Annotated in this window: 14 protein-coding genes, 1 tRNA gene and 1 pseudogene; 10 read left to right on the top strand and 6 right to left on the bottom strand. The window is 71.7% G+C overall.

Annotation, left to right across the window (positions count from 1 at the left end; genetic code table 11):
• The first annotated feature begins 4 nt into the window (after positions 1-4).
• Together ACH35V_RS16330 and dnaN are read left to right on the top strand one after the other, a co-directional pair.
• Positions 5-514 carry a methylated-DNA--[protein]-cysteine S-methyltransferase gene (locus tag ACH35V_RS16330; RefSeq protein ID WP_395973152.1) on the top strand — a complete coding sequence of 170 codons (510 nt, stop codon included), beginning with the start codon at positions 5-7 and terminating at the stop codon, positions 512-514.
• Between the two features lie 79 nt (positions 515-593).
• Positions 594-1,754, top strand: a complete 1,161-nt coding sequence (gene dnaN / locus ACH35V_RS16325; RefSeq protein ID WP_395973151.1) for a DNA polymerase III subunit beta — start codon at positions 594-596, stop codon at positions 1,752-1,754.
• A gap of 390 nt (positions 1,755-2,144) precedes the next feature.
• Here the strand turns inward: dnaN and ACH35V_RS16320 are convergent, their stop codons facing one another.
• Positions 2,145-2,708, bottom strand: a complete 564-nt coding sequence (locus ACH35V_RS16320; protein ID WP_395973150.1) for a helix-turn-helix domain-containing protein — start codon at positions 2,706-2,708, stop codon at positions 2,145-2,147.
• A gap of 163 nt (positions 2,709-2,871) precedes the next feature.
• Here ACH35V_RS16320 and ACH35V_RS16315 point away from each other — a divergent pair, with 163 nt between their 5' ends.
• Both ACH35V_RS16315 and ACH35V_RS16310 read left to right on the top strand, forming a co-directional pair.
• Positions 2,872-3,537, top strand: coding sequence for a B3/4 domain-containing protein (locus ACH35V_RS16315; protein ID WP_395973148.1), 666 nt, complete (start codon positions 2,872-2,874; stop codon positions 3,535-3,537).
• Entirely contained in the window at positions 3,537-4,739 is a 1,203-nt protein-coding gene (locus tag ACH35V_RS16310) for an EamA family transporter (protein ID WP_395973428.1), read from the top strand. Before ACH35V_RS16315 ends, ACH35V_RS16310 begins: the two co-directional genes overlap by 1 nt.
• Before the next feature lie 65 nt (positions 4,740-4,804).
• On the opposite strand, the gene ACH35V_RS16305 is transcribed toward ACH35V_RS16310, so the two are convergent.
• From ACH35V_RS16305 to ACH35V_RS16285, 5 genes are all read right to left on the bottom strand, one after another.
• Positions 4,805-4,889, bottom strand: a tRNA-Ser gene (locus tag ACH35V_RS16305).
• A gap of 10 nt (positions 4,890-4,899) precedes the next feature.
• Entirely contained in the window at positions 4,900-5,337 is a 438-nt protein-coding gene (tadA, locus tag ACH35V_RS16300; protein WP_395973427.1) for a tRNA adenosine(34) deaminase TadA, read from the bottom strand.
• Positions 5,338-5,782: 445 nt separating this feature from the next.
• The gene (locus ACH35V_RS16295) at positions 5,783-6,226 is read right to left on the bottom strand and encodes a hypothetical protein (RefSeq protein WP_395973146.1); all 444 of its coding nucleotides are present in this window, start codon (positions 6,224-6,226) and stop codon (positions 5,783-5,785) included.
• Between the two features lie 170 nt (positions 6,227-6,396).
• Complete coding sequence (locus ACH35V_RS16290) at positions 6,397-6,882, bottom strand: tRNA adenosine deaminase-associated protein (RefSeq protein WP_395973145.1); 486 nt, start codon at positions 6,880-6,882, stop codon at positions 6,397-6,399.
• A 175-nt stretch (positions 6,883-7,057) separates the two neighbouring features.
• The gene (locus tag ACH35V_RS16285) at positions 7,058-7,273 is read right to left on the bottom strand and encodes a hypothetical protein (RefSeq protein ID WP_395973143.1); all 216 of its coding nucleotides are present in this window, start codon (positions 7,271-7,273) and stop codon (positions 7,058-7,060) included.
• A 464-nt stretch (positions 7,274-7,737) separates the two neighbouring features.
• Between ACH35V_RS16285 and upp the strand changes: the two genes are divergently transcribed.
• The 6 genes and pseudogenes from upp to ACH35V_RS16255 all read left to right on the top strand — a co-directional run bounded on the left by upp (position 7,738) and on the right by ACH35V_RS16255 (position 12,812).
• Positions 7,738-8,376 (top strand): uracil phosphoribosyltransferase, encoded by a 639-nt coding sequence (gene upp, locus ACH35V_RS16280; RefSeq protein ID WP_395973141.1) that lies wholly within the window; start codon positions 7,738-7,740, stop codon positions 8,374-8,376.
• A gap of 410 nt (positions 8,377-8,786) precedes the next feature.
• A complete protein-coding gene (locus tag ACH35V_RS16275; protein ID WP_395973139.1) occupies positions 8,787-9,047 on the top strand; it encodes a hypothetical protein in 261 nt (86 codons plus the stop codon).
• Positions 9,048-9,121: 74 nt separating this feature from the next.
• Positions 9,122-9,280 (top strand): hypothetical protein, encoded by a 159-nt coding sequence (locus ACH35V_RS16270; RefSeq protein ID WP_395973138.1) that lies wholly within the window; start codon positions 9,122-9,124, stop codon positions 9,278-9,280.
• 12 nt (positions 9,281-9,292) lie between these two features.
• A pseudogene (locus tag ACH35V_RS16265) lies at positions 9,293-9,790 on the top strand (PH domain-containing protein); the annotation flags it as partial.
• A gap of 535 nt (positions 9,791-10,325) precedes the next feature.
• Positions 10,326-11,762 carry a helix-turn-helix domain-containing protein gene (locus tag ACH35V_RS16260; protein ID WP_395973136.1) on the top strand — a complete coding sequence of 479 codons (1,437 nt, stop codon included), beginning with the start codon at positions 10,326-10,328 and terminating at the stop codon, positions 11,760-11,762.
• Positions 11,763-12,113: 351 nt separating this feature from the next.
• Positions 12,114-12,812 carry a FadR/GntR family transcriptional regulator gene (locus ACH35V_RS16255; RefSeq protein WP_395973135.1) on the top strand — a complete coding sequence of 233 codons (699 nt, stop codon included), beginning with the start codon at positions 12,114-12,116 and terminating at the stop codon, positions 12,810-12,812.
• Positions 12,813-12,996: the final 184 nt, after the last annotated feature.

Raw genomic sequence — 12,996 nt, 5'->3', positions numbered from 1 at the left:
CCATATGGAACCGACGCACGTCATCCTGGACAGTCCCGTAGGTCCATTGACGTTGGTGGCCCTGGACGGTGGTCTGTCCGGCCTGTACATGGATTTGCAGCGGCATCGTCCATCTGAGGAGACGTTCGGCGCGCTAGGCGACCCGGACACCGAACCCTTCGCGACCGTCGCCGAACAGCTCTCCGCCTACTTCGCCGGTGACCTGACTGACTTCGACCTGCCGCTCAACCTCCAGGGCACCGAATTCCAGAAGCGCGTATGGACGGCGCTCCAGGAGATCCCCTACGGCGAGACCACCACCTATGGGCAACTCGCCGTCGAGCTCGGCAAACCGTCCGCGTCCCGTGCCGTCGGCCTCGCCAACGGACGCAACCCGGTCAGCGTCATCGTCCCCTGCCACCGCGTCGTCGGCTCCAACGGCGACCTCACCGGTTACGGCGGCGGCCTCGAACGCAAGCGCTACCTCCTCGACTTCGAGCGCAAATCCAAGATCACCGAGGACGCCCTTTTCTGAACTGTCAGTGGCCGGGGATACCGTGCGTGACACGGCCGGACACCCGGCCGGACCAGCCGTCGCGGAAAGGCAGACGAAGGTGGAGTTCCGAGTCGACCGGCAGACACTCGCCGACGCCGTGGCCTGGGCGGCGCGGACCCTGCCGGCCCGCCCCGCGCTCCCCGTCCTCGCGGGCATGCTCATCGAGGTCACCGAGGAGGGCGAACTCAGCCTTGCCGGGTTCGACTACGAGGTGTCCGCCCGCGCCAGGGAGGACGCCGACGTCGCGGAACCGGGCCGCGTCCTCGTCCCGGGGCGGCTCCTGGCCGACATCGTCCGCAACCTGCCCCCGCACCCCGTGGAGATCCTCACGAAGGGCTCGGAGGTCGTCGTGCGCTGCGGCCCCGCCGAGTTCGGCCTGCTCACGCTGCCCGTCGAGGACTACCCCACCCTCCCCGAGCCGCCCGCCCGCGCCGGAACCATCCCCGGCGACCTGTTCGCGACCGCCGTCGCCCAGGTCACCCCGGCCGCCGGACGCGACGACACGCTCCCGATGCTCACCGGCGTCCGGATCGACATCGAGGGCGACACGATGTGGCTCGCCTGCACCGACCGCTACCGCATCGCCGCCCGCGAGCTGACCTGGTCACCCGCCGACCCCGGCTTCACCGCGGGCGTCGTCGTCCCCGCCCGCACCCTCGCCGACACGGCCAAGTCCATCAAGCGCGGCGCGGACGTCGCCCTCGACCTGGGCGGCGTCGCCGACACCCTCATCGGCGTGTCCGGCGGCGGCCGCAGCATGACCAGCCGCCTCCTGGACGACCAGTACATCAACTACAGGTCCCGGCTCACCGGCACGTGGTCGTCCGTCGCCGAGATCCCCGTCGCGCCGTTCGTCGAGACCATCAAGCGCGCCGCCCTCGTCACCGAACGCGGCACACCCGTCCGGCTGGCGTTCACCGCCGACGAGGTCTGCGTCCGCGCCGCCACCGGCGACTCCGCCCGCGCCAACGAGAGCCTCGAGATCCGACTCACCGGCGACGACCTCGACATCGCCTTCGCCCCCCAGTACCTCCTGGACGGCCTCGCCGGAATCGACACCGAATACGCCCGCCTCGAATGCGCCGGCCCCACCAAGGCCGCCCTCCTCACCGCCATCCCCGACAAGAAGGAGGACTCGTCCAACGAAAAGACCGATGACGCCTCGGAGACCGACACCGGCTACCGCTACCTAGCCATGCCCGTCCGCCTAACATCCTGACCCCGAACCCCCGGTCCTCGCCACCGACGCCAGGCCACCGGCACGAGCCAGGCCTTGATCACCAGGCCGTGATCCCCTAGCCGTGATCATCGACGTCGGCCACTAGCGCCGACCAGCGCCCTGATCACCCACCCCGGTCACCGGCCCGGGCCACAGGTCCTGGCCAGGCCCCCGGATCACCGGCCCGTCCTCGCCCTCGATCGCCCGCCCTCGATCGCCCGCCCTCGATCACCGGCCCGTCTCCGCCTCGATCACCGGCCCTCGATCACCGGCCCTCGATCACCGGCCCTCGATCACCGGCCCTGGGGATTGGCCCTGAGCACCGGCCTGTCCCCGGCCCTGGGGATTGACCCGGGCATCGACGCTGGCCTGGGCCCTTGGCCTGGCGGGTCAGAGGTCGAGGACGGCCAGAATGAAGCGGAGCTCGGCGTCGCCGGCGTTGCCGTACGAATGGGGGCGGTCGCCGACGAACACCGCGGCCGTCCCTTCCTCCACGAGATCTGTCCGGCCGTCCACGCCGAGCGTCAGCGTTCCCTGATCCACGAACACGATCTCCTTGGTGCCCGGCACATGCGGGTCGCTCTCGCGCGTCTCCCCGGGCTGCAGCTCCCAGCGCCACAGTTCCAGCGAGGGCCGGGGGTCGCTGCCGGCGAGCAGCGTTCCCGTCCCGCCGTGCTCGCCCTGCCACAGCACCACATGCCGTTCCGGCCGGAACAGCCGTACCGGCGGCTCCTCCTCGACCTGCACCAGCCGCGTCAACGGGACGCCGAGCGCATCGGAGATGCGGATCAGCGTGCCGAGATTCGGGTTCCCGCGCCCCTGCTCCAGCCCGACCAGCACGCCCTTGCTCACCCCGGCGCGTCCGGCCAGCTCGTCCAGGCTCCAGCCGTGCCCGGCCCGCAGCGCCCGCACGGTCCGCGCCACGGCCTCCCCGATGGCCTCCTGCTCGCTCACTCGTCCTCCAGCCGCCGAACCCGTCACGCAACGATCCCACCGCCGCCGATGACCGGGGACGCGGAAGACCGGCGGGCGCCTCACCGTTGAAGACCGGGTGGAGCGTGCGGTCGGTATGATGGTATCCCTGTATCAATATAATGACCGCGAGAGGGGGCCTGGAATGCTGGATCGGGTTGTCGTGGACGAGGCCGTACGGGAGCTGCGTCCCGACTTCGCCGTGCTCGTCCTGACCGCCGAGGGCCTGGCGAACGGGCCGAGCGACCACATGTCGGAAGGCTGGCTGGCCGAAGCGGCGGAGAAGGCCGACCCCGCCGACCCGCACGTGGAGGCCTGGCGCGAGGCGTACCGGGCGTTCGGCGCCAAGCCCAAGCGGACCCGGCCTTCGGTGGACGCGCTGATCCGGCGGGCTGGCACGCTCCCGTCCATCAACAAGGTCGTGGACGCCTACAACGCGGTGAGCGTCGAGTACGCGCTGCCCATCGGCGGCGAGGACTTCGACGCCTACCAGGGCGCGGCGCGTCTCGTGCGGGCCACCGGCGACGAGCCGTTCGACGTGATCGCGGACGGCGAACCGGCCGTCGAGCACCCGGACCCGGGCGAGGTCGTCTGGCGGGACGACACGGGCGTGACCTGCCGCCGCTGGAACTGGCGGCAGTGCGTACGGACGCGACTGACCGAGACCACGAAGAACGGGTTCTTCCTGCTCGAACGCCTTGAGCCGTACCCGATCGAAAGGCTGGAAGAGGCGGGCGACCGACTCGCCGACCGCCTCCGCGCGATCTCACCGGACGTCCGGGTGGCGAGCAGGCTGATCGGCGGACGGTGATGGTCACCGTCCTCGCGCTGGGCGCTGCCCTCGCGTACGGCGTCGCCGACTTCCTCGGCGGCGCGGTCGCGCGGAAGTCGACCGCGTTGCGGGCGCTGACCTGGTGCGTTCCGGTCGGCCTGCTGGTCGTCCTGGTATCCGCGCTGCTGAGCGGCGGAGATGCCGCGCCCGGGCCGATGGCGTTGGGGTTCCTGGGCGGTCTCAGCGGCGGCGCGGGACTGATCACCTTCTACCGGGCTCTCGCGCGCGGGCCGATGAGCGTGGTCGCCCCGGTATCCGCACTGGCCGCCGCGATCCTGCCGGTCGGCGTGGGCGTCCTGCAGGGCGAGCGGCTGGACGCGTCCGTCATCGCGGGCGTGCTCCTGTGCCTCATCGCGATCGGCCTCGTCAGCATGGAGCCCGGCCCCACCCCAGCCACAGGCCCAGACACACCGCCCGGCGCAGGCGCGGCGTCCGGAGCGGACGCACCGTCCGGCGCGAACGCACCGCCCAGCGCGGACGCACCGCCCGGCACGAACGCAACGCCCCGCGCGGGCGTGGCGCTCGGCGCGAACGCACCGCTCGCTGCCGACGTGCCGCCCGGCGCGGACGCGCTGCCCGGTGCCGACGTGGCGCCCGGGGCGGGTGACGTGGTGCCCAGTGCGGGCGTGGCGGCTGTTGGTTCTCAGCCGAGCGCGGATGTGGCGGTCGGCGCGGAGTCGGGCGCGGGTGTGGCGGTCGGCGCAGGGTCGGGCGCGGGCGTGCTGCTCGGCGCGGACGGGTGGCGGCGGCTCCTGGACTCGGGTCCGCTGATGGCCGGGCTGTCCGGCGCCTGCTTCGGGATCTTCTTCGTCCTGCTGAAGGCCGCCGGGGACGGCACCGGCCTGTGGCCGATCGTCGGCGCACGCGTCGGCACCCTCACCGTTGTCGTCGTCGCGCTGCTGGTCGTGGCCGTCCGCGGCAGCGGCCTCGGCCCGAGAGTGTCCGGACGGACGCTGATCGGCCTCGCACTCTTGTCCGGCACCCTCGACGCAGGCGCGAACGCGCTCTACTTCCTCGCCGCCCACAAGGGGATGCTCAGCCTCGCCGCCGTCCTGACGTCCCTCTATCCGGCGATCACCGTACTGCTGGCCCGGATCGCCTACAGCGAGCGGCTCCGGGTCGTCCAGCGCGTCGGCATGGCCGTCGCCGTGGCGGGCGTCGCCCTCGTCACGGTCGGCTGACGTCCGCCCCCAGATGAATGAGAAAGCCGCCTACCCAAGCCCGGGTCGGCGGCTTTACTGGAGAGCGGTGGTGGTGGGATTCGAACCCACGGAAGGTTGCCCTTCACACGCTTTCGAGGCGTGCGCCCTCGTCCACTAGGCGACACCACCGCGGGAGAGCCTACCCGACTCTGCGGTGGGCGAAGAACTCGGTGAGCAGCGCGCCGCACTCGTCCGCCAGGACCTCCGCGACCACCTCCGGACGGTGGTTGAGACGGCGGTCGCGGACCACGTCCCACAGCGATCCGACCGCGCCAGCCTTCGGGTCGACGGCCCCGTACACGACCCGGTCCAGCCGTGCCAGGACGGACGCCCCGGCGCACATCGTGCACGGCTCCAGCGTCACGACCAGCGTGCACCCGGACAGCCGCCACCCCCCGAGCGACGCGGCCGCGGCCCGCATCGCGATGATCTCCGCGTGCCCGGTCGGGTCGGCGCTGCGTTCGCGGTCGTTGTGACCCGTCCCGATGACCTGGCCGGACGCGTCCAGGACGACGGCCCCGACCGGGATCTCCCCGTCCTCGAACGCCACCCGCGCCTCCTGCAACGCCAGCCGCATCGCCGACACGAACCCAGCCGCGACATCGACGGCATGGCCCCGGGCCGCGCCCGCGGCAGGCTCACGCGCGCCCGCCGCGTCGGAGCCAGCCCCCGAGACGGCAGCCGGATCGGATTCCGGGACGGCAGCGGGGTCGGATTCCTCCGGGACGTCGGCGGGATCGGGATCCGGGACGGCGGCGGAGTCAGCCCCTGGAACGGCGGCGGGGTCGGGTTCGGGGACGGCGGCGGAGCCAGCTCCAGGGACGGCAGCCGGATCGGGCTCCGGGATGGCAGGAGGGTCGGGTTCCGGGACGGCAGTCGGATCGGGTTCCGGGATGGCGGCGGGGTCTGGCTCTGAGACGGTGGCCGGGTCGGGCTCTGGGACGGTGGTGGGGTCGGGGTCCGGGACGGGGGCTGCAGCGGGCTTGACGCCCGGGGCGGGCGGACGGGGCGCGGCGTTGGGGTCAGTCACGGAGGCGGTCGAACTCTTCGCCGAAACCGGCCTGCTCGGCGACCGTGAGCAGTGCGTCGCCGGGCAGGGCGCTCTCGCCGAGGTCGCTGAGCTGCTTGGCGTCGAGCCCCAGGTCTTCGAGGAGGGCGGGGTCGCCGGCGGGGTCGCCGTCCGGGACCTCGCCGACGAGCTGCTGGAACAGCGAGCCGAGTCCGTCCTCGCGGACGGTGGACACGTAGGTGCGCGGCTCGCCCTCGCCCTCGCCGTCCAGCCGGACGACCGCGAACCAGTCGTCGTCCTGCTCGATCAGCAGGACGACGGGATCGCCATAGGACTCGACGGCCGCTTCCCGCATCAGGTCGGCGACGTCGTCGACGTGCTCGGCCTCGGCGATCAGGGCCTCCGCGCCGACCCAGCCCTCCGGGGTCAGCGCGAACACGGCGGCGAAATAGGACACGTTCTCATTGTGACCCACGGGGTTGCCCCGATCACACCCCTCACCTCAGCGGATCACCCGCTTCACCGCAGATGAGTCCGCCGCGTCTGGACGCCAGCGGACGCCAGCGTCGTTCCGGCGGGAGCCCGCGCGTCCGAGAACACCGATTGTGGAGGGCGGTGGAAGGGGGGTCAGGCGATGGCGTCCATGGCCCGCTCGAAGGCCAGGGCGAAGCCGATGCGGCCGGCGATGCTGAGCAGCATCTCGTCCGGGTAGAGCTCCAGGTCGCCGGAGATGGCGCCGAGCTCCATCTCGTCCAGCCCGAGATCGGCGAAGATCGACATGTCGCCGACGGGGAGGACCTGGTCGAGCTCCTCGTCCTCGGGGATCGGGATGTCCAGGTAGTCGAGGACCTGGCCGGCGAGGGGCCAGTCGACGGACGCGGTGACGTCCGACAGGAACACCATGACGTCGTCGCCGAGCAGGCGGATCGCGACGAAGAAGTCGTCGCCGACCGACACCAGCCCGACCGTGCCGCCGAGGCTCGGCTGCTGGCGAAGGGCATGGATGAGCCCCGCGAGGTCCTCGGTCAACGCCACCGGGAGGATCTCGGCCTCCCAGCCCTCGTCTTCCCGATACACCACGACGGCGAAGTCCGTCGCGTCCACATCCGTCATTTCCACCCCACCGGCGCGTCTCCTGCCAGGGCATGGTCGCAGATGCGACGCGCGCTCGTGCGCCCGACCGCCAAACTGGCGCCGCACCCGCGCGTGAGACCCGGAGTCAGCGCCGCCCGCGTAACCGGTGCCCGGCCGCACGAATCTACCGCCTCGACGTCCTTGTCGATCAGCGTCAGTTGATCCGGAAGGTGCGGCGGCGCAGCGCCGCGTGGATCCGCGCGCGGCGGGACCGGTGCGGCGTCACCCGGCGCCGCAGCTCGCGGGCCTCGGCCAGTTCCCGCAGGAAGATCGCCCGGCGGCGCAGATGCTCGCGCACCTCCTCGGGGGAGATGTCGCCCTGGGGACCAGGCCGCGGCTGGACGTCCTGCTCCCCTGTGACATCGGTCACCGAACCCGGGGATTCGGACTCGCCGGACCCCGCGGCGGCGGGGACGGGAGCGTTGGCGGGAGCCCGGCCGGCGACGGGGTCACCGAGGTCGCCGGGAGCGGAAGATCCGGGAGCGGAGGATTCGGCGGCCGCCGCACCGGCCCGGGGCGTCGCCGCCCTGTGCTCCGGAGGCGGAATCGCGGCTTCGGGAGGAGACGCCGCGACCTCCGGCGGCGACATGGAGGCGTCGGGTCGGGGTGCCGAGGCGTCCGGCTGGGGTGCCGCTGCCTCTGGCGGGGGCGTCGCGACCTCGGAGGAAGGCGCCGCCGGCGCCGGTGGATCGGCCGCGGACTCGCGCGCCCGCGCCGGCCCTCCGGGCCGCTGATCGCTTTCGCTGTTCATAACGCCATACTGCCCAGCTCAACGGCGTCTATCCAGTTTCGGCGGCCTCCGGCGGATCGGCCGAGGTGGACTACGGTGAGCGCATGCAGACCCTCGCCGTCGATCATCCGCTCGTCGCGCACAAGCTCACCACGCTGCGGGACGTCCGCACCGATTCCCCCACATTCCGCCGCCTGGCCGACGAACTGGTCACCCTGCTGGCCTACGAGGCGACCCGCGACATGCGGGTCACGGCGGCGACCGTCCAGACCCCGCTCGTCCCGGCCGAGGGCGTCCAGCTGGCGAGCCCGAAGCCGCTCGTCGTGCCGATCCTGCGCGCCGGACTCGGGATGCTGGACGGCATGACCCGCCTGCTGCCCACCGCCGAGGTCGGCTTCCTCGGGATGATCCGCGACGAGGGCACCCTGCAGGCCCAGACGTACGCGACGCGGCTCCCGGACGACCTGTCCGGCCGGCAGTGCTACGTCCTCGACCCGATGCTCGCGACCGGCGGGACGCTCGCCGCCGCCATCCGGCTGCTGTTCGACCGGGGCGCCGACGACGTCACCGCGATCTGCCTGCTCGCCGCTCCCGAGGGTCTGAAGTACCTGGAACAGGCGTTCGCCGACCTCTCGGCGCCCATCCGGGTGGTGACGGCCGCGATCGACTCCCACCTCAACGAGCAGGGCTTCATCATGCCCGGCCTCGGCGACGCCGGAGACCGCCTCTACGGCGTCGTCTGAGCCCCCCGTCCACAACGCCTCCGGGCCCCCGACCACCCTGTCCCGAGCGCCCGATCCCCCTGTCCCGAACGCTTGATCATGCTGTTCCCAACGGTCGATCACGACGCCTCCGAGCGGCCGGTCGCGACGTCTCCCAGCGGTCGATCAAGACGTCTCCCAGCGGCCGGTCACGGCGTCTCCGAGCGGGCGGTCGCGACGTCGTTGAGCGGTCGGTCATGGTGCGCTTGAGCGGGTGATTACGGCGTCCGGGAGCTTGATCACGATCCGGACGCGGTGGTGACCTGCGATGTTCGTTCCCGGCGGCAGAGGGTACGACAGCGCTACGGAACGCCATGTGCGTTCCCCTCCGCCGTCCCGGCACAGGGGGACCGTTACGGACCGGGCGGTGCGAGCGAGCTCGAGGACACGTGATGGCTCACCAGGGGGACGGCGATCTGCCGCGCTACACAGCGATCGAAGAGCGGCTCGTCGAGGAGTTCGAAGGGGTCCACGGCGCCGACACGGTGGACCGGTGCGTTTCCGCCGCACGACACGGTGCCGAGGAGGTCACGGGGTCGGCGCCGGCCGATCTCGTCGAACGGATCGCGCGCAGGCACCTGGAGGTGCTCGCCACCGTCGCGGCCGAGAAGCGCCGCAGGACGCGCCGTTCGTCACTCGACAACGCGCCATAGCGCCTGCTTTGCCGGTGGTACCGGCTGTGCGAGACTGAACCGGGGTCTGTGGGTCGATGCTCCGGGAGGTGCCCGTGCCCGCTAAGAAGTACATGACGTGGGTCGCCGTGGCCTTCGTGGCGTTCTACGTGATCAACCAGCCGGACGGCGCGGCCCAGTCGGTGGAGAACGCGGCGAACGGCCTCGCCTCCGCCGCAGGCTCCCTCGCCACCTTCGTCAACGCGCTCGCCTGAGAGGCCGCCGCCATGAGGCTCGTCACCCCCGGCGACTCCGCGCCCGCCTCGGTGAACAAGTACCTGCTCCCGCACGAGAACCAGGTGATCACGGTGCGGCGGCACCCGGCCGTGCTGATGGTCCCGGTCGCGCTCGTCCTCGGCGGCCTGATCATCGCGGGCGTGCTGAGCAACACCGTCACCGCCGCCATCACGTGGGTGTGGTGGGGCTGGCTGATCCTGCTGGCCTGGTTCGTCTGGCGTGTCGCGGAATGGTCCGTCGACTACTTCGTGATCACCAACCAGCGGATGCTGCTGACCACGGGCCTGATCACCCGCAAGGTCGCGATGATGCCGCTGGCCAAGGTCACCGACATGAGCTTCAAGCGGACGATCGCGGGCCGGATGCTCGGCTACGGGGAGTTCATCCTGGAGTCCGCCGGTCAGGACCAGGCACTCACCAACGTGGACTACCTGCCCTACCCCGAGCAGCTCTACCTCGAAGTCTGCGAAATGATCTTCCCGAACAAGAACCCGGAGCCGGAGACCGCGCTCCCCCCGCCCCCGCCTCCGCGCAGGCCCCGGGAGCCCGTCGAGCCGGACGACGTCCCCACCGCATCGGGCCCGGACGAGTAGACACAGCCCCGGCGTGCCCCATCCCCATCCCCGTCCCCAGACCACGACCCACCCCCACCACCCCGCGCCGGCCCTCCCGCGCGGCTTCGCGTCTGCCAGCCTGTGCGGGCCCGCGCCCGCGTCCGCGTCTGCGTCTGTGTTCTTGGGAGTAGCCGGCGGACGCGGTTGGCTGGACAATATCGGCGGTTTTGGCGATCTTTTCTGGATGGTCGGATACCGTCCGAGGGTGACGGGCGCGGCCGTCGCCGGGGCATGCACCGGCGGGAACCGGCGCGCCAGGGCGCCGCGGCAGCGTGCGCATGGGGGCCCGGCGGGCCCGACCAGGGGGTCTCTTCTCTTGTCGCTTCGTTACTCTCGATGTGCGATAACCCGCAATGTGCAATCATGTCGGCACCCCAGCCGCCTGTTTACTTCCGCTAAGTGAGTCCACATGCCGGGTCCAGGCAACGTCGGCGAACGTGTCCGCAACCTGCGGCTGACCAGACGCTTGTCGCAGGCACAGCTCGCCGGTCACGACCTTTCCGACAGCTACATCTCATTGATCGAATCGGGCAAGCGCACTCCGACGCCGACCGTCCTGCGCATGCTGGCCGAGCGTCTCGGCTGCACGCCCGAATACCTCGCCGAGGGCGTCGAGCCTGAGCAGCGCGCCCACCTCGAGGTACGGGAGCGCCACGCCCACCTGGCGCTGCTGCGCGGCGACCCCGTCACCGCCGAGGCGGGCTTCGACGAGGTGATCGCCCGCAGCGACGACCCAGACCTCACGTCCCGCGCCCGCTGGGGCCGCGCCCGCGCCCTGGAGGAGCTGGGCCGCGTCGACGACGCGATCGCCCTCTTCGAGGAGCTGCGCGAACAGGCCGAGCGTGACCCGGGACGCGCGAGCTGGCTGCCGCCCGTCATCGCGCTGGCGCGCTGCTACCACGCCGTCGGCGACCTGGGCCAGGCCATCGCGCTCGGCGAGCGGGCCGTCGAACGGCTGAACCAGCTCGGGCTCGGCGTCGGCGAAGAGTACACAGAGGTCGGACGCATTCTGCTGCTCGCCTATGTGGATCGCTCCGATCCCGCGCGCGCGCATGAGCTCGGACGGCGGCTGCTCAAGAGCGGCGCGGACGAGCCGGCGAGCGTCCACTACCAGCGAGCCAGCATGCGTGCACTGGAAGAAGGGACGATCGGCGACTCGCTGTACTTCGCCGACCAGGCCCTGGCCGCACGCGGCGACACCGGCCCGACGCAGTCTCGCGCACGTCTTTCCCTTGCGGCGGCCAAGGCGCTGCTCAGGGGGGTTACGCCGTTCTCGGCGGTTGCACAGCCCGATGCTGTGCCCGCTGGGGAGTACGGGTTTGAACGTCCGCGTCCCGAAGGCTCCCCAGAGGCCGCCCAGGAGGCGCTGCAGCTCTTGCAGGGGACGGCCGGTCTCAATGGTGAAGAGTCCACTGAGAGCACCATCGCCAAAGCGCGCGCGCTCGTACTGGTCGGCGACCTGGACGACGCCATCGCCACCCTGGAACAGTTCCTCGACACAGGGTTGGCTTTGTCCGCTCCAGAGCACTCCCATGCCGTGACTCCGCAGCCTGGCACCGACCTGGCGGCACGGACGCAGAAGACCGTCCTCGCGCGGCTCGTCCTAGCTCGTGCACGTGTCGCGCAGGGAGACCCGACGGCCGCCCAGGTTGTACTGCGCGCGGCGTCCGAACAGCTGGCGACGCTGCCTGCGGGACGTCCGGCCGCCCATCTGTTCCGCGAACTGGGCGAACTGTACGAACTCGTCCAGGACGCCGAGCGCGCCGCGATCGCCTACCGCCAGGCGCTGGAAGCCGCCGGATTGTCCGCGTCCCCGTCAACGTCCACTGCCAAGGCCCGCGTCTGACCACACTGGCGTCCGCGCTCCGGCGGGGCGCCCAACGCTCTACCCACGGTCGTCCCTGATCCAGGACGGCTTCCACGCATGCCCGCGCCCCAACGAGCCGTCCCCGCGGTGACCGCCCCCAGACGGACGACGCGCACACCAGGCGTCGTCCCGAGCCGATATGCCCGATGCGTCGACGTGACTACGCTGCGGACCCGCACTTCGTTCCAGGGACGCCTCCTCCCCGCAGCCGTCGCCTGAGTCGCATGGGTCGGCAGTCAGAGGGATGCCCTCCGCCTGGGGCGGAATAAATCCAGGGTGCTGGGTGTCCTATCATCGAAACATAGGATGACTGGATTACCGGAGGTAGGGGTGACTTTGCGGACGGCGCGGCGGTCGTCGCTGGTCGATCAGGTGATCGACCAGCTCAGGGACGAGATCGCTGGCGGCGGGTGGCCGGTCGGCGCGAAGATTCCGCCGGAGCCGGTGCTGTCCGAGACCCTCGGGGTGGGGCGCAACACCGTCCGCGAAGCCGTGCGTGCGCTAACTCATGCGGGGCTCCTGGAGAGCCGTCAGGGGGACGGGACGTACGTGCGGGCCACGAGCGAGCTGTCCGGCGCCGTCCGGCGGCGGTTGGAGACGGCGGAGCTCGTCGAGATCCTTGAAGTGAGGCGCGGACTGGAAGTCGAGGCGGCCCGCCTCGCCGCCGCGCGCCGCACCGAGGCCGACGTCGCCGCCATCGCGGTCGCTCTCGCGCGCCGGGACGCGGCATGGGCGGCGGGCGATCACTCCACGTTCGTCGAGGCGGACCTCACATTCCACACCGCCGTCGTCGAGGCCACCCACAACCGGGTGCTGACGGACCTGTACCGCGACTTCAGTGCCGCGCTCAGGGCCAGCATCGGCGCGGCGGGCACCCTCCTCGAACACGAGGACGTCCCGCACGGGCCCATCGCCGCCGCGATCGAGGCCTGCGACGCGGAGGCGGCAACGCGGGCAACGCACGCATGCCTGGACCAGATCCTCGCCTCGACCGGCCGTCCCGAACCCGCCAGAGAGCCCCATCCGTAGCCGCCCCCGCAGCAAGTCCCCAGGCCACAGCGGAGCCGACGCCTCCGCAGTCGCCCACACGGCGCCGTCCGAGCCCAGGCGAATAGCGGGGCACCGGTCCTGCAGTCGGCAAGCCGCCCAGCGGACCCGGACTGACCGGACTGACCGGACTGACCCGCACGGACTGGACGCCAGACGGGGCCGC

Source organism: Actinomadura sp. 1N219 (genome assembly GCF_044326405.1).
Classification (GTDB): domain Bacteria; phylum Actinomycetota; class Actinomycetes; order Streptosporangiales; family Streptosporangiaceae; genus Spirillospora.
This window is presented reverse-complemented; position numbering and strand designations above follow the sequence as displayed.